The 17660-nt window shown below is 64.9% G+C and carries 13 protein-coding genes; 8 read left to right on the top strand and 5 right to left on the bottom strand.

The annotated features are described in order from the left end of the window. The first annotated feature begins 58 nt into the window (after positions 1–58). Entirely contained in the window at positions 59–3625 is a 3567-nt protein-coding gene (locus FHQ07_RS02235; RefSeq protein ID WP_139715146.1) for a methylmalonyl-CoA mutase family protein, read from the top strand. 272 nt (positions 3626–3897) lie between these two features. Next, entirely contained in the window at positions 3898–5715 is a 1818-nt protein-coding gene (locus FHQ07_RS02230) for an NACHT domain-containing protein (RefSeq protein ID WP_168191443.1), read from the top strand. Positions 5716–5890: 175 nt separating this feature from the next. On the opposite strand, the gene FHQ07_RS02225 is transcribed toward FHQ07_RS02230, so the two are convergent. After that, the gene (locus FHQ07_RS02225; protein ID WP_240703530.1) at positions 5891–6661 is read right to left on the bottom strand and encodes a transposase; all 771 of its coding nucleotides are present in this window, start codon (positions 6659–6661) and stop codon (positions 5891–5893) included. A gap of 145 nt (positions 6662–6806) precedes the next feature. Here FHQ07_RS02225 and FHQ07_RS02220 point away from each other — a divergent pair, with 145 nt between their 5' ends. Beyond that, positions 6807–7334 (top strand): hypothetical protein, encoded by a 528-nt coding sequence (locus tag FHQ07_RS02220; protein WP_139715144.1) that lies wholly within the window; start codon positions 6807–6809, stop codon positions 7332–7334. 39 nt (positions 7335–7373) lie between these two features. Here the strand turns inward: FHQ07_RS02220 and FHQ07_RS02215 are convergent, their stop codons facing one another. Continuing rightward, complete coding sequence (locus tag FHQ07_RS02215) at positions 7374–8810, bottom strand: serine hydrolase (RefSeq protein ID WP_139715143.1); 1437 nt, start codon at positions 8808–8810, stop codon at positions 7374–7376. A gap of 192 nt (positions 8811–9002) precedes the next feature. On the opposite strand from FHQ07_RS02215, the gene FHQ07_RS02210 reads away from it, so the two are divergent. The 3 genes from FHQ07_RS02210 (at position 9003) to FHQ07_RS14270 (ending at position 12020) form a co-directional block, all read left to right on the top strand. Next, entirely contained in the window at positions 9003–11093 is a 2091-nt protein-coding gene (locus tag FHQ07_RS02210) for an alkaline phosphatase D family protein (RefSeq protein WP_139715142.1), read from the top strand. 71 nt (positions 11094–11164) lie between these two features. Then, positions 11165–11434: a hypothetical protein gene (locus FHQ07_RS14275; protein ID WP_168191442.1), complete on the top strand. Its 270-nt coding sequence runs from the start codon at positions 11165–11167 to the stop codon at positions 11432–11434. A 121-nt stretch (positions 11435–11555) separates the two neighbouring features. After that, on the top strand, positions 11556–12020 hold the full coding sequence (locus FHQ07_RS14270; protein ID WP_168191441.1) for a YybH family protein: 465 nt from the start codon (positions 11556–11558) through the stop codon (positions 12018–12020). Between the two features lie 123 nt (positions 12021–12143). On the opposite strand, the gene phaZ7 is transcribed toward FHQ07_RS14270, so the two are convergent. Beyond that, positions 12144–13241 carry an extracellular native short-chain-length polyhydroxyalkanoate depolymerase PhaZ7 gene (gene phaZ7, locus FHQ07_RS02200; RefSeq protein WP_139715140.1) on the bottom strand — a complete coding sequence of 366 codons (1098 nt, stop codon included), beginning with the start codon at positions 13239–13241 and terminating at the stop codon, positions 12144–12146. Positions 13242–13476: 235 nt separating this feature from the next. Next, complete coding sequence (locus FHQ07_RS02195) at positions 13477–14049, bottom strand: hypothetical protein (protein WP_139715139.1); 573 nt, start codon at positions 14047–14049, stop codon at positions 13477–13479. Positions 14050–14288: 239 nt separating this feature from the next. Between FHQ07_RS02195 and FHQ07_RS02190 the strand changes: the two genes are divergently transcribed. Together FHQ07_RS02190 and FHQ07_RS02185 are read left to right on the top strand one after the other, a co-directional pair. Continuing rightward, entirely contained in the window at positions 14289–15197 is a 909-nt protein-coding gene (locus tag FHQ07_RS02190; RefSeq protein ID WP_139715138.1) for a CPBP family intramembrane glutamic endopeptidase, read from the top strand. Between the two features lie 157 nt (positions 15198–15354). Further along, positions 15355–16776 (top strand): M20/M25/M40 family metallo-hydrolase, encoded by a 1422-nt coding sequence (locus FHQ07_RS02185; RefSeq protein ID WP_139715137.1) that lies wholly within the window; start codon positions 15355–15357, stop codon positions 16774–16776. A gap of 90 nt (positions 16777–16866) precedes the next feature. On the opposite strand, the gene FHQ07_RS02180 is transcribed toward FHQ07_RS02185, so the two are convergent. Further along, positions 16867–17562, bottom strand: a complete 696-nt coding sequence (locus FHQ07_RS02180) for a DUF2306 domain-containing protein (RefSeq protein WP_139715136.1) — start codon at positions 17560–17562, stop codon at positions 16867–16869. Positions 17563–17660: the final 98 nt, after the last annotated feature.

The following is a 17660-nucleotide window of genomic DNA, read 5'->3' as shown; positions in this document are numbered from 1 at the left end:
GCGATGCTAACCCGCGCGGTACAATCGCAGGTCACCAGAAATGTTGTGGATGCGCCCCATGAGCACCCCCGCCGAAACCCTCCCGCAGCAGCAGCCCGAGTCCACCCCGCTGCGCTTCGTCACCGCCGCCAGCCTGTTCGACGGCCACGACGCCGCCATCAACATCATGCGCCGGCTGATCCAGGCGCAGGGCGCGGAAGTGGTGCATCTGGGCCACAACCGCAGCGTCGAGGACGTGGTCCGCGCCGCGCTGCAGGAGGACGCCGACGGCATCGCGCTGTCCAGCTACCAGGGCGGCCACGTCGAATACCTGAAGTACATGGTCGACATGCTGAAGGAGCGCGACGCCGGCCACATCCGCGTGTTCGCCGGCGGCGGCGGCACGATCACCCCCGAGGAAATCCGCGAGCTGGAAGCCTACGGCGTCGAACGCATCTACCACCCCAACGACGGCATGCACATGGGCCTGGTGGCGATGATCGAGGACGTGGTGCGTCGCGCCGAAGCCGCGCGCCAAAACCGGGGTCAGAGTCGACTTTCCGGTTCGAATGCCACGACCGAATTGCGCGTGGGGAAAGTCGACTCTGACCCCGGTTTTGAGATCGAGATCGGCCGCATGCTCTCGGCCATCGAGGAACAAGCACTGGACGAAGCCACGCTCGCCCACCTGCGCAAGGAATGGCAGCTGGCCGGCGGCAAGACCCCGGTGGTCGGCATCACCGGCACCGGCGGCGCCGGCAAGTCCTCGGTCACCGACGAGCTGCTCAACCGCTTCCTGTCCAACTTCCCGGACATGCACATCGCGGTGATCTCGGTCGACCCGACCCGTCGCCGCACCGGCGGCGCGCTGCTCGGCGACCGCATCCGCATGAACTCGCTGCGCTCCAAGCGCGTGTTCATGCGCTCGATGGCGACCCGTCGCCAGCACATGGCCACGAATGTCGTCCTGAAGGACTGCATCAGCTTCCTGAAGTCGCTGGGCTACGACCTGGTCATCGTCGAGACCGCCGGCATCGGCCAGTCGGATTCGGAGATCGTCGACCTGGTCGATTTCCCGATGTACGTGATGACCAGCGACTTCGGCGCGCCCAGCCAGCTCGAGAAGATCGACATGCTGGACTATGCCGAACTGGTCGTGCTCAACAAGTTCGACAAGCGTGGCGCCGAGGACGCGCTGCGCGACGTGCGCAAGCAGTGGAAGCGCAACCGCGTCGCCTTCGCCACCAAGGACGAGGACGTGCCGGTCTATCCGACCATCGCCAGCCAGTTCAACGACCCCGGCATCAGCTGGATGTTCGCCAACCTGTGCCGCCTGCTGCGCGAGAAGCTCGGAAACCGGGGTCAGAGTCGACTTTCCGGTGGCGATGGTGCCAGCAGCGATGATCAAACGGGGAAAGTCGACTCTGACCCCGGTTTCCACCCCGGTTTCCTTGTCCCCAACATCGACACCTCGCTCAAGGAACCGCGCGCCACCGTGCTGATCCCCGGTTCGCGCGTGCGCTACCTCGCCGAGATCGCCGAGCAGGGCCGCGGCATCAACGCCCGCATCGAATCGCAGGCCGAAGTCGCCGACCGCGCGCAATCGCTGTGGCAGGCGCTGCATGAACTGGGCGATGCCAAGCTGCCGAAGCAACTCGCGCTGTACGACGAAGCCGCATTGCTGGAAGGCGACGACCGTAGCCTCAAGACCCTGCGCCAGCGCTACAACGATGCCATCCAGTCGCTGGATTCCGAAGCGCTGAAGCTGCTGCGCGACTGGCCCGCACGCCTGAAGTCGATCACCGAGCCGGTCAACGAATACCAGGTACGCGACAAGACCATCCGCGTCGAGAACTACCGCGAATCGCTCAGCCACCAGCAGATCCCGAAGATCGCCGCGCCCACCTACAAGTCGTGGGGCGAACTGCTGGTGTTCCTGCAGAAGGAAAACCTGCCCGGCGCCTACCCGTACACCGGCGGCGTGTACCCGTACCGCCGCACCGGCGAGGACCCGATCCGCATGTTCGCCGGCGAGGGCACGCCGGAGCGCACCAACCGCCGCTTCCATTACCTCAGCGTCGGCCAGCCCGCCGCGCGCCTGTCCACCGCCTTCGACAGCGTGACCCTGTACGGCGAAGACCCGGCGCTGCGTCCGGACATCTACGGCAAGATCGGCAACTCCGGCGTCAACATCCCCACGCTGGACGACATGAAGAAGCTGTACTCCGGCTTCGACCTGTGCGCGCCCACCACCAGCGTGTCGATGACCATCAACGGCCCCGCGCCGATCATCCTGGCGATGTTCATGAACACCGCCATCGACCAGCAGGTGGAGAAATACCTGCGCGCCGACACCGACCGCTGGAACGTCGCCCACGCCAAGATCGAAAAGCTGTACGAAGGGCGCACCCGCCCCGAATACAGCGGCATGCTGCCGGACGGCAACGACGGCCTCGGCCTCGGCCTGCTCGGCGTGACCGGCGACCAGGTGGTCGATGCCGAGACCTACGCCCGCATCAAGGCCGAGACCCTGCGCACCGTGCGCGGCACCGTGCAGGCGGACATCCTCAAGGAAGACCAGGCGCAGAACACCTGCATCTTCAGCACCGAATTCGCCCTGCGCATGATGGGCGACATCCAGCAGTACTTCGTGGACAACGCCGTCCGCAACTTCTACTCGGTCAGCATCTCCGGCTACCACATCGCCGAGGCCGGGGCCAACCCGATCAGCCAGCTCGCCTTCACCCTGAGCAACGGCTTCACCATCGTCGAGTACTACCTGGCGCGCGGGATGAAGATCGACGACTTCGCCCCCAACCTGTCGTTCTTCTTCAGCAACGGCATGGACCCGGAATACACCGTGATCGGCCGCGTCGCCCGCCGCATCTGGGCCCGCGCCATGCGCGAGCGCTACGGCGCCGACCCGCGCAGCCAGATGATGAAGTACCACATCCAGACCAGCGGGCGTTCACTGCACGCGCAGGAAATCCAGTTCAACGACATCCGCACCACGCTGCAGGCCCTGTACGCGCTGTTCGACAACTGCAACAGCCTGCACACCAACGCCTACGACGAGGCCATCACCACCCCCACCGAGGAATCGGTGCGCCGCGCGGTGGCCATCCAGATGATCATCAACAAGGAGCTGGGGCTGAACTTCTGCGAGAACCCGTGGCAGGGCAGCTTCATCGTCGACAAGCTGACCGACATCGTGGAAGAGGCGGTGTACAAGGAGTTCGAGGCGATCAGCGAGCGCGGCGGCGTGCTCGGCGCGATGGACACCATGTACCAGCGCGGCAAGATCCAGGAAGAAAGCCTGTACTACGAGCACAAGAAGCACGACGGCAGCCTGCCGCTGGTCGGCGTCAACACCTTCCTGCCGAAGGAGCACGGCGGCGACATCGTCACCGAGATCGAGCTGATCCGTTCGACGGAAGGGGAGAAGGGGCAGCAGATTGCGAACGTGGCGGGGTATCAGGGGAATCGCAATGGATTTGCGGCCGAGGGCTTGCGCGCGCTACAGGCGACCGCCCGCGAGCGGCGGAATGTGTTTGAATCGCTGATGGAGGCGGTGAAGACGCATTCGCTGGGGCAGATCAGCCATGCGTTGTACGATGTGGGTGGGGAGTACCGACGGAATATGTGAGGTTTTTACGTTGCGAATTTTTCGAGGCCGTCTATTTGACGGCCTCTGTGTTTTGAACGCTGCGTCTGAGTTCTCTGGGCGGATCTCGCATGCGTTGTACGATGTGGGCGGGGGTGCAGGCGGAATATGTGAGCGTTTCTGCAGTTGGAAGTGATTGTGGACGGCTTAGATTCCCAGTCCCTTACGTGCGTGTTGGCGAGTAATTTGACGAAATACGAGCGCGATATTCGCGGCAGAAGTGTTGATGTTTCGAACTTGACGGGGAATTTATGGTGAGTGCGGCAGACGCAGTCTCATTTGTTGACAGAGCTATGCAACTATTTCCCACCGCGCTCGCTGCTGCGAAAGCAGTGACCAAGGCTGGCGATTTCGTCGAGTTTGAGTTTCGCAACGCTCATATTCAGTACTGCACGGCTGTACTGAAGAACTACTGCAAAGCTAGAACCTTCTTTGTTCGCGACGAACCTCAGTATTTGGATGAATTTTACGTTCCCACTTCTCTCCTGACTCAGTCTCGCGGCTCAAGGCGACTTGAGAAGGCTAATCTCGACTCGCTGCTAAAGATTGGCCCGCGAGTCATAGTGGATGGAACGGGTGGTTCCGGGAAAACGGTCTTCATGAGGTACCTGATGCTCGATTCAATCGAGCGAGGTATTGCGTATCCGGTCCTGTTCGAGCTTCGGACGCTGAATGATGACGCCGATCTTGGGTTAGAGGATGCTCTAGTGGCGCACATGGTCGCCAACGGTTTCCCTCTCGGAGTGGACTACGCGAAGAAGGCGATTAAGCAGGGGCAAGTTGTGCTCCTCTTAGATGGCTTGGATGAGGTGAATTTTTCGCGGCGCCGCAAGTTGGCAAATGAGATACGCCGAATCTCTACATCAACTGATTGCAAGATTGTTGTTTCTTCAAGGCCTGACCTGACGTTAGAGGGGTGGGAGCTTTTCTCGCGTGTGAGGATGGCGCCGCTTGAGTTGGAGGAGGCATGCGAACTCGTCGAGAAGATCCGATTTGATGATGATGAGGGAATCAAAGTTAGGTTCATTGACAGCCTTCGAAGCGGTCTATTTGAGAGTCACCATTCATTTCTTTCAAACCCTCTTCTGCTGTCGATCATGTTGCTCACATATGGTCACTCAGCGGATATCCCAAAAAGGTTCTCCTCATTTTATGAGCGCGCGTACATAGCTCTATTTGAGAAACATGATGCGTACAAAGGGTATCGAAGAGAGCGCGAGACGGATCTAGATATATCCGAGTTCTCAGCTTTGTTTGCCGCATTCTCGACTATTACGTTTAACGAAGGTGTTTTTAGGTTTGCGTCTACGGATGCTGCCAAGTTCGTAAAGATTGCTAAGAAACTCGCATCGTCACGCGATATTTCCGAATCCGGCTTCATCGAAGACGCTAAGCAAGCAGTGTGTTTGCTTGTCGAGGAAGGCTTGGATCTCTCTTTCGTGCATCGATCTTTTCAAGAGTATTTCACGGCAAAGTACATTCAAAGTGCCAATAGAAATATTCAGAAAGCGCTCATAGAGCGCTATGGATCACAAGGCTCTAGTCAGTTTGCAGTCGACAACGTGCTGAGGTACTTGTACGAATTGTCTCCTGCAGTTGTAGAGGAGTTCTATCTAATTCCAAGCCTTCGCAAGACTTTCGGAAAGTCTTACAAGCGTAAGTTGACCCATGCAAAGTGGAAGGAATTGGTGCTTACGATGTTTGTGGGCCTGCATAGGCCGAGCGATGACTCGACTGTCGGGTTCATGATTGCTGACAATAAGAAGGCGCGCGCTCTGTTGAATCTTTTCTCGTTCGTGAGAGAGGTTTGCTCGGAAAGTCACTTCCCTGCGATGGTGGCGATGAAAGATCTGCGTGAAGAGTTATCGATTTACGCTGAACCAGAGACGACAACGCCCTTTAGCTCGTTCGGGGCGAGCGATCCGGTTTGGAAGGCGTTTGCGAATCATGGGTCATTCTTCTCGCTTAGCGACTTGGATCGCATACGAGCAGAGTTGATTGAGATGGAAAAGCGTGTTCGGGTGAAGGAGGACACGGAGATGGAGTTTCTGCTTGGTGCATCGGGTCGCTGAGGAAGCAACGAGGCTTCAAAAGAGGGGTCGGATCAAGGGAAAAAACGGGGTCAGGTTCACTTATCCCGTTTCGATGATTGATTTGGCCTTGGCCGGCCGATGCGCCGGCCTGACGCCGGCGAACCGTCGGGTTTTGGCCTCGACCATGGGAAAACAGGGGTCAGAGTCGACTTTTTCAGAGATCAGGGGGAAAACGGGGGTCAGAGTCGACTTTTTCAGAGATCAGGTAGAAAGTCGACTCTGACCCCCGTTTTCTGACCCCCATTTTCCTCGGTCGTCCGATCTTCTGCGGGCCGACAATGCGGCCGAGTTGCGCTTCGATGGCCTGCCGGAAGCGCTCCGAACCGTAGGGATGCTGGCGGCGTAGATGCAGGCGGATCGCCTCAACGTCGTCTGGATCGACGGTGTCCATCACCATCGCGCGATAGCGGTGCTGGCGTGCAGTGGGCGTGGCCGCGAGCGCCAGGTAGTCGGTATGTGGCGTGATGAGCGGATCCGCCTCGCCGAAGGCCAAGGCGCGGTGGCTGGACCAGCGGTAGTCGCATGGGTCGGCGACCATGCCCGCCCGCAGCGGATTCAGTTCGATGTAGCGGTGGCAACGCAACAGGTAGTCGCCATCGCCCACCAGGCTGGCCTTGTAACGTCCTTCCCACAGCGTTCCTGTGCGTCCGTACGTCGCATTGATGTAGCGAACGTAGCGGCGTCCGAGCGATTGCATCGTCCTGGCCACCGCGCCCGGCTGCAGCGGTGTCAGCAGCAGGTGCACATGGTTGGTCATCAGCACGTAGGCGTGCACTGCACAGCCTTCACGCCGTGCCATGTCACGCAGCTCACTGCGATAACACAGGTAGTCGGCATCGTCGAAGAAGCAGGGTTGCCTGTCGTTGCCGCGCTGGATGACATGTTGCGGGATGCCGGGGAAGTCGATGCGGAGCGGGCGGGGCATGGGCTGATCCGTCTGGCTGGACAGGTGCAGGCTGACCCGGTGCGGGTTTCGCGGATATCGGCAGATGGCGCGTTTTCGTATCGGAAAAGTCGACTCTGACCCGGGTTTACTGACCCGGGTTTAGGGTTGTGGCCTACCATGGCGCATGCCTGCCGACGACACCGCCGCGATATTCGAATCCGATCTGCCGCTGGTGCGCCGCGAGTTTCCCTGGCCGATGCGGGCGGTGGTGGTGGCTTTCGGCGCGCTGATCGTGGGCTTGCCGGTGTGGGAGTTGGGCCGCGGCTTGTGGCCGCTCAGCATCGCCACGCCGGTCTTCGGCATCATCATCGCGGGTGCGGCCTCCATCGGCATCAGGATGATCGGTGCGGGCCTGTCAGGCTGGAGCGACACGTGGAGCTATCCGCCGGGCGCCATCGTGGTCAAGCGCCGCGCGTGGGGGCGCGAGACCGCCACCCGGCTGACCCATACGAATGTGGCCAAGGTCGAAGTGCGGCGTTGGGAAGATGCCGACCATGACGAGCGCTGGCAGGTCGTCGTGCTGCCGCGGCCCACCTTCTCCGGCATGGCCGCCTTTGCCGGCCCGGGCGGCGTTTTCAACGCGGGCAACTTTGGATCGCAGGCCTATGCCGAACGCGTGCGCCAGGCGCTGTCGCGACACCTCGGCTTGTGACTTCGCAACGCGGGTGTTGACCGGCGCGGGCTTGCTGGTTCAGTGCAACTGTTGCAGCGACTTCCGCACCTGTTCGTCGTCCGGATCCAGCCGCAGCGCCGCTTCGTAGCTCTTCCTTGCCTCGGCGGTCTTGCCGATCAGCTCATACGCATTGCCCTTGCGCCACCATGCGGCTGCGCGCGATGGCTGGGCATCGGCGGCGGCGAGTTCGATGTAGCGGGTCAGCGCGGTCACTGCCTGCTCCAGCTCGACCTTGCCGCCGATGCGCAGCTTGGCGCCGGCGTAGAGCGCGGGCAGGTGCGGCTGTTCGCCGCCGGCGAGGCGGTCCAGGATGGCCAGTGCGGCAGGCGCATGGCCCTGCTCGATGAACTGCTCGGCGCGCGCGTAGTCGGCATCGACCTGGGTGGGCAGCGTGTAGGGCAGGCCGAACAGCGATTTCTCGATGTCCTCGGCCAGCGGCGTCGCGCCCATGTCGTAGTTGGACAGCACGATCACCGTGACGCCATCGTCCGGGTAACGGCGGAATTCGGCATTGATGCCCGGTGCGCCGCCGCCATGGCCGACGGCAAGATGCCCGTCGACGCGCTTGGTGAACCAGCCGCTGGCATAGAAGGGGACGGGGCCGGTCGGCGTCAGCATCTGCTGGCGGCTGTCGGCGCGGAGCAGGACATTGCCGCCGATCGCCTGGTCGAAGCGCAGCAAGTCCGGCGCCGTCGTGTGCAGTCCGCCATCGGCCGATGCCGGCATGATCTCGCGCAGGTTCGCGCGGTAGCCGCCCTCCGGGTTGGGCAGGTAGCCGATGGCGCGGTTCGCCAGCAGGTCGTCTTCCTGCGCGAGATGGCTGTCCCGCATCCCGGCGGGGCCGAAGATGTGCCGCTGCAGGTAGTCGGGGTAGCTCAGGCCGCTCACCTTTTCGACGATAGCGCCCAGCACGACCATGCCGGAATTCGAATAGCCGAAGCGTTCGCCGGGCGGGAACAGCGGCTTTTGCGCGTAGATCAGCGGCAGGATGTCGGCGATGGTGTGGATCTCGCGCATCCTGCGCTTGTAGTCGTCTTGCTCCATGTAGTCGCCCAGGCCGGAGGAGTGGTTGAGCAGTTGCCGGATGGTGATCGCATCCTTCTCCGGGAAGGGATAGTCGGGCAGGTACTTCGCGAGCGTGTCGTCCAGCCGCAGCTTGCCGGCCTCGGCCAGTTGCATGATGGCCACCGCCGTGAAGATCTTGCCGACCGAGCCGATGTTGTAACTGGTGTCCAGCCGGTTCGGGATCCGGTGATCCTTGTTGGCCTGGCCGTAGGCGCCGGCATACGCGACCTTGCCGTGGTCGGCGACGATCACGCTGCCGGAGAACATGTCCAGTGCCGCATGGCGTGCGACCAGCGCGTCGATGTCCTGCACCCGCACGGCGCCCTCGCCGGCGAACAGCGGGGAAGAGATGGCCAGCAAGGTGGCCAGGGCAAGCGGGAGGGATTTCATGCAGCCTCGTCGGGCAGGGGGTATGCAGACATCGGATACAGCAACGGCTGCGGCGGTTGCACGGCATCGCAAACAAAGCCTCGACTTCCACGGCGACTTTTTTCACCCCCACTTCCGGCACGCTCCCCGGTCCGCGCGCCGGTCTAGCGTTCCCGCATCGATCATCGCGATCCGCTGCGGGGAGCAGCCGCCATGCCGAACGTCGACCGTCGCCACTTCCTGAAACTCGCCGCTGCCATGGGCGCGACCCTGGCCTGGGGCTGCGCCTCCGTGCATCCCTCGACAAGCGGTTGGCGCGAGCGTCGCGAGCTGTATCCGCAGGGCGTCGCCTCCGGCGATCCCGATGCCGACAGCGTGCTGCTGTGGACGCGTCGCCCGTATGCGGACGGGCGCGACAGCGCGATGCTGATCGTCGAAGTGGCGGAGGATGCGGCGTTCACCCGGGTGATCGCCACCGCCTCGGCGAAGGTGCAGGCGGCGTCCGACTGGACCTGCCGCGTGCTGGTCGGCCACCTGCCGCCGGCCGGCGAATACTGGTACCGCTTCGTCGACGAGGCGGGCAACGGCAGCCGCATCGGCCGCACGCTCACCGCACCCGCCGATGACGACCCGCGTCCGGCCAAGTTCGCCTTCGTCAGTTGCCAGTGCCTGCCCGAGGGCTACAACAACGGCTACCGGCGGATGATCCACGAAGACGAAAACGCCAGCCGCGAAGAACGCCTCGGCTTCGTGCTGCACCTGGGCGATTTCATCTACGAAGTCGTGCAGTACCCCGACCAGGTCAAGAACGGCCGCTACGATCGCAAGCTCACCTTCCCGATCACGTTTCCGAAGGGCAAGGTCGTCGCCAGGAACCGCTTCTGGGTGCCGGACTCGCTGGAGGATTACCGCGTCTGCTACAAGGCCTACCTGCTGGATCCGGACCTGCAGGACGCGCGCGCGCGCTGGCCGTTCGTCTGCGTCTGGGACAACCACGAGATCTCCTGGAACGGCTGGCAGTCGATCCAGGAATTCGCCGGCACCGACGGCTGGGTGCCCGGGCAGCGGTTGAAAGTGGCGGGCAACCAGGCCTGGTTCGAATACCAGCCGGCGCGCGTGCTCCCGCCCGGCTCGAAGCTGGACACCTTCAACGCGCCGACGGTCGAAGACGTGCTGCTCAAGCCCGGCGACTTCGACGACACCGGCCTGGGCACCGAGCCCAACAACCTGGCCGCGATCAACAGCCTGATCATCTATCGCGCCTTGCGCTGGGGCCGGCACATCGACCTGCTGCTGACCGACAACCGCAGCTTCCGCTCGCGCGATCCGGGCAACCACGACGAGATCGGTCCGCTGTTCGAAGGCGACACCCTCGGCTTCGTGCCCGAGGAACTGTGGGCGCAGCTCGATGCCGGCCGCGCGTACGACGGCGGCCACCCGCCCGACAAGCTCAGCATCGGCGACAGGAGCGTGGACAACTACGTGGCAAAGGCCGCACCGCAATCGATGCTGGGCGCGACGCAGAAGGCCTGGTTCATCGACAGGCTGCGCAATGCCAAGGCCACCTGGAAGGTCTGGGGCAATTCGCTGGGGACGCTGGAAACCCGCGTCGATCCGCAGAACCTGCCGCCCGGCATCGGCAACTGGAAGGGCAAGGGCTATGGCCTGATGACCGTCTACGACTGGGGCAGCGTGTTCCACGAGCGCGCGGAGATCTACGACGCCGTGCGCGATGCCGGCATGACCGGGTTCGCCATCGTCGCCGGCGACCGCCACAGCTTCTGGGCCGGCTACGCGGCCAAGGGCTTGCCGCCGAATGCGCCTTTCGAGCCGGTGGGCGTCAGCTTCGTGGGGGGCTCGATGAGTTCGGTCGGCAGCGCCGAGGCCAACGAGTACACCCAGAAGAAGGAGAACAATCCGACCCGCGCGCTGTACATCGCCGAAGACAAGGACGGCAGGCCGCAGGCCACGCAGAACCTGACGCTGCGCCACGGCGTGCGCTCGGCGTTCGCGTACGCCGAATCGAAGGACGTGCAGAAGGCGCTGGCGGTGCGCAATCCCGAGCTGGCGCCGCACCTGACCTTCGTGGACAACGGCGGCCACGGCTACGCCACCGTGCGCTGCGACGCCGAGAAGATGGTGACCGAGTTCGTCTGCATCCCGCGCCCGATCGCGCGCGCGCCCGGCAACGACGGCGGCCCGCTGCGTTACCGCGTCCGCCACGAAGTGCCGCTGTGGAAGGCCGGCGAGCCGCCGCGGATGACCCAGACGGTGGTGGAAGGCGACGTGGGCTTGTCGGTGTGAGGCATCGCGGCACGACCCCTCGACGGCGCGTTGCGTTATCTTTTGCGTCCACTGCAAACCGGGTCCAGCAAGTGAAAGCCACCGTCGTCGGTCTCGTCACGCCGCATCTCCTTCGGGTCGTCGACTTCGCCAGGCAGGCCGAGACTGGCGCCAATGTCGACTGGCACGTGCGCGATGCGGTTGCCAGGACGATCGACGAACTCGGCCATCTCTACAACGCCCAGGACTTGCGCGCCGCCTATATCCAGGGACTGGAAACGGCCGCCCGGGAAGCGGGCCCGGCGCGCGTGGCGTATGCCCGCGTGCTGCAGGCCGCGCTGGCGGCGGCGAGGAAGGGATAGGGCGGCATTCCCGCTTGGAGGGCGCCCGGGAAGCCGGCGTCTTGCCGCGTCCTGGCCGCCGCGGGTTCGGCTCGGCGTTGGGCTCGGGTACGGCACCTGCGCCGGCCCGATGGAATCCGCCATGCATGCACCCAACCGTTTCAGGATCGCCCTGCTGTTGTGCGGTGGAGCGCTGGCAGCGGGCGGCGCGATGGCGGCGAGGCCCGCGGCATCGGCCGGCGAGTGCTTCGCGAGCGCATTCGAGTCCGGCGATGCCGATGCGATCGCGGCCTGCTACGCCGAAGACGCGATCATCTGGTTCCCCGGTGGTTCGATGGCGAAGGGACGTGCCGCGATCCGCGACGGTTTCGCCCATTTCCTGGCTGGCGCCACCGTCAAGGACTTCCAGATGACGAACATCGGCCAGGAGAGCGTCGGCGACAGCCGGGTGTCATGGGGCACCTACGTCATCCGCATGGTCGACAAGGCCAGCCAGGCGGAATCGGTGCAGACCGGGCGCTACACCGACGTGCAAAAACTGGTCGACGGGCGCTGGCTGTACATCGTCGATCATCCGTCGGACGATCCCGCTCCCCCCGCGAAGTGACGGCGTAGCGCGCCCCGGCGGCGCGGAGCCGGGCTGGACTTCCTGCCTGAAGCGCACTGCCGTTCGAGCCCGCGCTGCCGGTGCGGCGCCCGTTGTTTCCATCGCCTTGGCGCGTGCCTGGCTTCAGAGGTTCGTGGCCGGTCCGTTCACGCCCGCATAGCCGCTGGCGCAGCCGGTGGTGCAGGTCGTGGTCAGCATGTTGCGCAGGATCAGGCCGGTGTTGGCGAGTGAACGGAAATGGCCGACGCCCCGGCTGTTGTCGCCGCCGCCGGCGTTGTAGGGCATGCCGTCGCTCCAGTCCCAGTCGTATGCATAGGCGCTGCTGCCGAAGCCCACGCCGACCTGCGCGATCACGTTGCTGCGGGGATTGAACAGGGCGCCGCTGGGGCAGGTGCCGGCGTTGTTGGAGGTGAAGCAGTGCACCTGGTCGTAGAGGCCGGCGGTGATGGTGTAGAAGCGGATCGCGCCCCAGCTGGCGGGCAGGGTGCGCAGCGAACCGCTGCCGCTGCCGGTCCAGCGGTTGTAGCCGTAGTAGGCCACGCCGCTGCTCGGATACAGCCCGAAGGTGTAGTAGTCGTAGGGGTAGGCATAGGCTTCGGCATTGCAGGTCTGCGCCAGCGGATTCTGGTAGCCGCTGTACAGGCAGGTCTGCAGGCCGCGGATGCCGCCGCCGATGTTGACGAAGCGGCGCACGCTGCCCTGGTAGGCCTTGTACTTGATCATCGCCAGCGCCATCGAACTGCCGAGCGAGTGCGCCACGATGTCCACCTGCGGCTTGCCGGTGTATGCCTTCACCTTGTCGATGAAGTTCTTGAGCAGGTTGTAGGTGTAGGGCTCGTGGTAGTTGATTTGCGGGTTCGCGCGCTCGTCCGCCGACAGGTAGGTGACGCCGAACAGCTCGCAGTCGTTGTAGCCCGCGGCCTTGAGTTCCTCGTATTGGGATCGCGCGGGCGTGCTGTAGCCGGACACCGCGCCGGGCGGCATGTCGAAACTGATGGCGCTGTCGCCGTTGCCGTGGATGAACACCACCGGGGTTCTCGTCGCGGTACAGGCGCCTCCGCCGAAGCCGCCATAGCCGACGCCGGGATTGAAGCCGCCGGCGTACTGGTTCTGCGTCCCGGTGCATGTGTAGCCGTTGTTGCTGCCGCATTCCAGCGCGGCCGCGTTGCCGATCCACAGCGCCGCCAGGACGAGGCCGGCAGCCGCGATGCGCCGGGACATGCGTTGCATGGTGCGAAAGCGGGAAGCGGGGTGCGGTTCGCGAATCATGGCGTGCCCTCCCGGGTGCGGTGGAAACCACGCCGATGCTGGGGATGTGCAGTGCACCAAAGCACTGTACGAAAGGGCAATCCGATGTTGCGGCGCAATGCGACATTGCTATCCTTCGCCGGCGGCACGGCCTTGCCGCTGTCCGCCAACCGCCCCGCGAATTGAGCGCCGCCGCAGCTACTGCGCTCTATCCGGACAAGCCCCGCAGGTGCATCCACAGGAACACCGGCGCCATCGCCAGCAGCACCGCCGCGGCCAGGGTGTCCAGCCACACCTGTTTGGTGCGCAATGCGACCAGGCTGCAACCGGCCGCCACCAGCGCGAAGCCGGAGCCGGCGAGCCAGTCGCCGATGCCGTGGCTGCGGCGCGCGACGACCAGCGCCGCGATCATCGAGAACAGCAGTTGCAGGGTCTTGTAGCGCCGGCCGTGCCGGGCGTGGTACTCGCGCAGGTCGAGCCGCTGGCCGTCCCTGGGTTCGTCCGGCATGACCAGGTCGCAGAACGCGTACAGCACGCTGACGAAGAGCAGCGGGATCAGCGCCTCCAGCCCGCTCCAGACGCGGATGTTGCGCATTTGCCAGAACGCCGCCCAGTTGCCCAGCAACAGCATCAGGGCCATCGCGGTCCAGCAGGCATGCCGCCAGGAAAAGCGGATGTGGTCCGAATGCCGGTACAGCCCGGCGCAGCCGCTCAGCAGGCGGGTCAGCGCCAGCGAGGTGATCACCGAGATCATGCCGAACACGAATTCGAAGCTGCTCATGCCGTTGCGTCCCCCGGCGATGCGGTGAGGGTAGCCGCAGAAGGCCCGCCGAGCACGCCGGCGTCCCGCGTAGGTGTCGCGTTTGCACCCGTGCCGGCTCGCTCCATCCGCCGAAACCAGGGGTTCGTCGCAGGCCGGTTGCCGTGCTGCGACGGCATCGGCAATTTGCGGCGGTGCCGCGCGAACCGATCCGCATCCGTGGATGGGCGTAGCGGCAACCACCTCTTCCCGGAGCGCGCATGCCGCCTGTTGCCCCGTATTCGCCGGAACCCGCGCGCGGCTGGCTGCCGTGGGCCTGGCTGTCGCCGATCCTGTTGATCCTGTTCAACGCGCTGCCGGTGGTCGCGCTGGACGGCTGGATGCAATCGCGCCACTGGTCGATGGCGAACGGCGATCCGATCGGCCTGGCCGGCCTGCATGCGCTGCTGTGGATCGGGTTCGCGCCGTGTTTGCTGCTGGTGCTGGCCTGGGTGCGCCTGGTCGAGCGACGGTCGATGGCCAGCATCGGCCTGGCCGGTCCGGCACCGCTGCAGGCATTCCTGCGCGGCGTGGCGATCGGCATGCTCACGATCGGACTGGTCGTGCTGGCGATCGTGCTTGCCGGCGGCATGCGGGTGGCGGAGGTGGGCGCCGCCTGGCGGTCGCCGGACAGCCTGCTGCAGATCGGCCTGCTGCTGCTGGGCTTCAGCTTCCAGGCCAGCGTGGAGGAGGTGATGTTCCGCGGCTGGTTGCTGTCGGCGGTGGCGCGCAGGGCCAATACCGCGTGGGCGGTGCTGCTGGTGTCGCTGGCGTTCTGCCTCCTGCACTACAGCCCGCACCAGGCCCCGCTGGTCGTCGCCGGCACGCTGTTGTTCTCGCTGTTCGCCTGCGTGTGGGCGCTGCACAGCGGCAACATCTGGGGCGTGATGGGCTGGCACACGGGCTGGAACTGGCTGCTGGCGACCGGGTTCGAGTTGCCGGTGACCGGCATCGATGCGCACCTGCCGGCGCTGCTGGTGGCGCTGCGCCCGCAGGGCAGCGATGCCCTGACCGGCGGCGCGGAGGGGCCGGAAGGCAGCTGGCTGTGCAGCGCGTTCTTCATCGTCGCGATCGTCTGGATGGGCTGGCGGCGCGCGAAGAAAAGCGGGTCCGGACGCGCACCGGCTTGAGCGCTTGCTGGCGCCTTCCCGGGGCGATGCCGGAGGCATCCAGCTGCCTTGGTCCGGCCATGGTCGAGCCCGATGCCGGTGGCTGCCCCGGAACTTTTCCCCCGTGCGGCCCGGCTTGGGTGTAAAAGCGGGCCATGGATCGAGGCCAGGGGGCGTCATGAAGTCTTCGCTGCTTGCGTTCGCCGCGTGTTTGCTTGCCGCCGGCCCGGTGGCGTCGCAGGTGCCGACCGGCGCGATGGGGCCGCTGCGTCCCGACCAGCAGCGGTTCTTCGCGCTGTACAAGGAGCTGGTCGAAACCGACACCACGGTCACCAATGGCAACTGCACCCGGGCCGCCGCGCAGATCGCGGCGCGCCTGAAGGCGGCGGGTTTCGCCGATGACCAGCTGGTTCCGTTCTCGGTGCCGGAGCATCCGAAGGAAGGCGGGCTCGTCGCGGTGTATCCCGGCACTTCCGCCACCTTGAAGCCGTTGCTGCTGCTGGCCCATATCGACGTGGTCGCGGCCAAGCGCGCCGACTGGGTGCGCGACCCGTTCAAGCTCATCGAGGACAACGGCTACTACTACGCGCGCGGCATCGCCGACGACAAGATGATGGCGGCGACCTGGGCCGACACCCTGATCCGCTTCAGGCAGGCCGGTTACAAGCCGGCGCGCACGGTCAAGATGGCGCTGACCTGCGGCGAGGAAACCGATACCGCGTTCAACGGCGCGCAGTACCTGGCCAACCACAGGCGCGAACTGATCGACGCCGCGTTCGCGCTCAACGAGGGCGGCGGCGGGGACACCGACGGCAAGGGCAAGATCGTCGCGCAATCGATCCAGGTCGGCGAGAAGATCTACCAGGACTACAGGCTGGTCGCCACCAATCCCGGCGGGCACAGCTCGCAGCCGGTGCGCGAGAACGCGATCTACGCGATGTCCGAGGCCCTGCTGAAGATCCGCGAACATGAATTCCCGGCCGAGTTCAACGACACCACCCGGGTGTTCTTCGCGCGCGCCGGGGCCGCGCGCAAGGACGCGATGGGGGCGGCGATGGTGGCCCTGGCCAAGGATCCCGGCGACGCCAGGGCGGCGGCGGTGGTCAACACCGACAAGGGCTTCCATTCGATGCTGCGCACGACCTGCGTGGCCACGATGATCGATGGCGGCCATGCGGTGAATGCGTTGCCGCAGCGGGTCGAAAGCAACGTCAACTGCCGGATCTTCCCCGGCCATACCCCGGCCGAGACCAGGGAGGCGCTGGCGCGGGTGATCGGCAATCCCGGCATCGGCATCGAGCTGGCGCGCAAGGACAAGCCGCTGGCCACGCCGCCCGCGCTGGATCCGGCCATCATCGGCCCGATGGAAGCCTTGAGCGCGCGCTATTTCCCGGGCGTGCCGGTGATCCCGTCGATTTCCACCGGCGCCACCGACGGGCTGTACCTGGCGGCGGTCGGCATCCCGACCTACGGCGTTCCGGGCGCGTGGGGCGATCCCGACGGCAACGGCGCGCACGGCCTCAACGAACGGCTGGAAGTGCGTTCGGTCTATGTCGGCCGCGATTACCTGTACGACCTGGTCAAGGCCCTGGCGGAATAGGGCGGGCGCCGATCGGCAGGCGAGTCCGGAGCGATTCGGTCCCGGCACCGCGTGGGAGCCGTCCTCCGGCTCCGCTTGCGCGGATCGGCGCTACTTGAAGATGGCGGCCAGCACGCCGCGGACCGTTGCGTCGTTGCCGACGCGCTCGACGAACAGATAGGGCAGGTGGCAGGCCATCAGCAGCCAGAACGACGGATGGCGGTAACTGCCGAACTTGCGGTAGTAGATGGCGATGATCGCCATCATCGCCAGCATCGACGGCACCGCCAGCTTCACCAGCGAGATCCCCGCCATGTCGCCCTGGTTGGCGACGATCGCCGCGATGCCGAACATCCGCGCCAAGCCCGGCGAGAGCACGAAGAACACCGACGCCATCATCCATTGCACGTGGCCGGCGACATCGCGCCGCTTGATGGCGAGGACCGCCAGCACCACGCTGGCGACGAACATGCTCACCAGCAGCACGTCGATGATCACCGCGAAGTAGGCGAAGGTCGGGTTGAAGAAGCCGTTGCGGTCGAGCGTGGCGACGTCGTCGATGTTGCGGGGGACGATGGTCAGGGCGCTGCCCGCCACCATCCCGGCGAGCAGGGTCCCGATCGCGCCGAGCGCGCGATGGCCGGCGATGTCCTTCTTGCGGACGATCAGGTACGGCTGCACCACGACCAGGATGTACCAGAGGGTCGCCGAGATGCCGTGCACATGCTGGTGGAAGGTGGCGCCGGCGAAGTTCAGGTAGTAGCTGTACGAGAACCCGAGGACCGAAATCGCGAACGGAACCAGCATCCACAAGTGGAAATCCCGGTATCTCGCCGGCACTACGCCCGTCGCTGCATCCATTTCACGCCCTCGTTTGCCTGGCCCGTCTTCGATGCAGGAGCGGT

The organism is Thermomonas aquatica, from assembly GCF_006337105.1.
Taxonomy (GTDB): Bacteria; Pseudomonadota; Gammaproteobacteria; order Xanthomonadales; family Xanthomonadaceae; genus Thermomonas; species Thermomonas aquatica.
Note: the sequence above shows the minus strand (reverse complement) of the source record. Positions and strands in the feature narration are given on the sequence as shown.

Bases quoted from the DNA above. Each gene is read 5' to 3' on its own strand.
- FHQ07_RS02235 (WP_139715146.1), top strand. From the start codon at position 59: ATGAGCACCCCCGCCGAAACCCTCCCGCAGCAGCAGCCCGAGTCCACC.
- FHQ07_RS02225 (WP_240703530.1), bottom strand. From the start codon at position 6,661: ATGCCCCGCCCGCTCCGCATCGACTTCCCCGGCATCCCGCAACATGTC.
- FHQ07_RS02220 (WP_139715144.1), top strand. From the start codon at position 6,807: ATGCCTGCCGACGACACCGCCGCGATATTCGAATCCGATCTGCCGCTG.
- FHQ07_RS02215 (WP_139715143.1), bottom strand. From the start codon at position 8,810: ATGAAATCCCTCCCGCTTGCCCTGGCCACCTTGCTGGCCATCTCTTCC.
- FHQ07_RS02210 (WP_139715142.1), top strand. From the start codon at position 9,003: ATGCCGAACGTCGACCGTCGCCACTTCCTGAAACTCGCCGCTGCCATG.
- FHQ07_RS14270 (WP_168191441.1), top strand. From the start codon at position 11,556: ATGCATGCACCCAACCGTTTCAGGATCGCCCTGCTGTTGTGCGGTGGA.
- phaZ7 (WP_139715140.1), bottom strand. From the start codon at position 13,241: ATGTCCCGGCGCATCGCGGCTGCCGGCCTCGTCCTGGCGGCGCTGTGG.
- FHQ07_RS02195 (WP_139715139.1), bottom strand. From the start codon at position 14,049: ATGAGCAGCTTCGAATTCGTGTTCGGCATGATCTCGGTGATCACCTCG.
- FHQ07_RS02190 (WP_139715138.1), top strand. From the start codon at position 14,289: ATGCCGCCTGTTGCCCCGTATTCGCCGGAACCCGCGCGCGGCTGGCTG.
- FHQ07_RS02185 (WP_139715137.1), top strand. From the start codon at position 15,355: ATGAAGTCTTCGCTGCTTGCGTTCGCCGCGTGTTTGCTTGCCGCCGGC.
- FHQ07_RS02180 (WP_139715136.1), bottom strand. From the start codon at position 17,562: ATGCTGGTTCCGTTCGCGATTTCGGTCCTCGGGTTCTCGTACAGCTAC.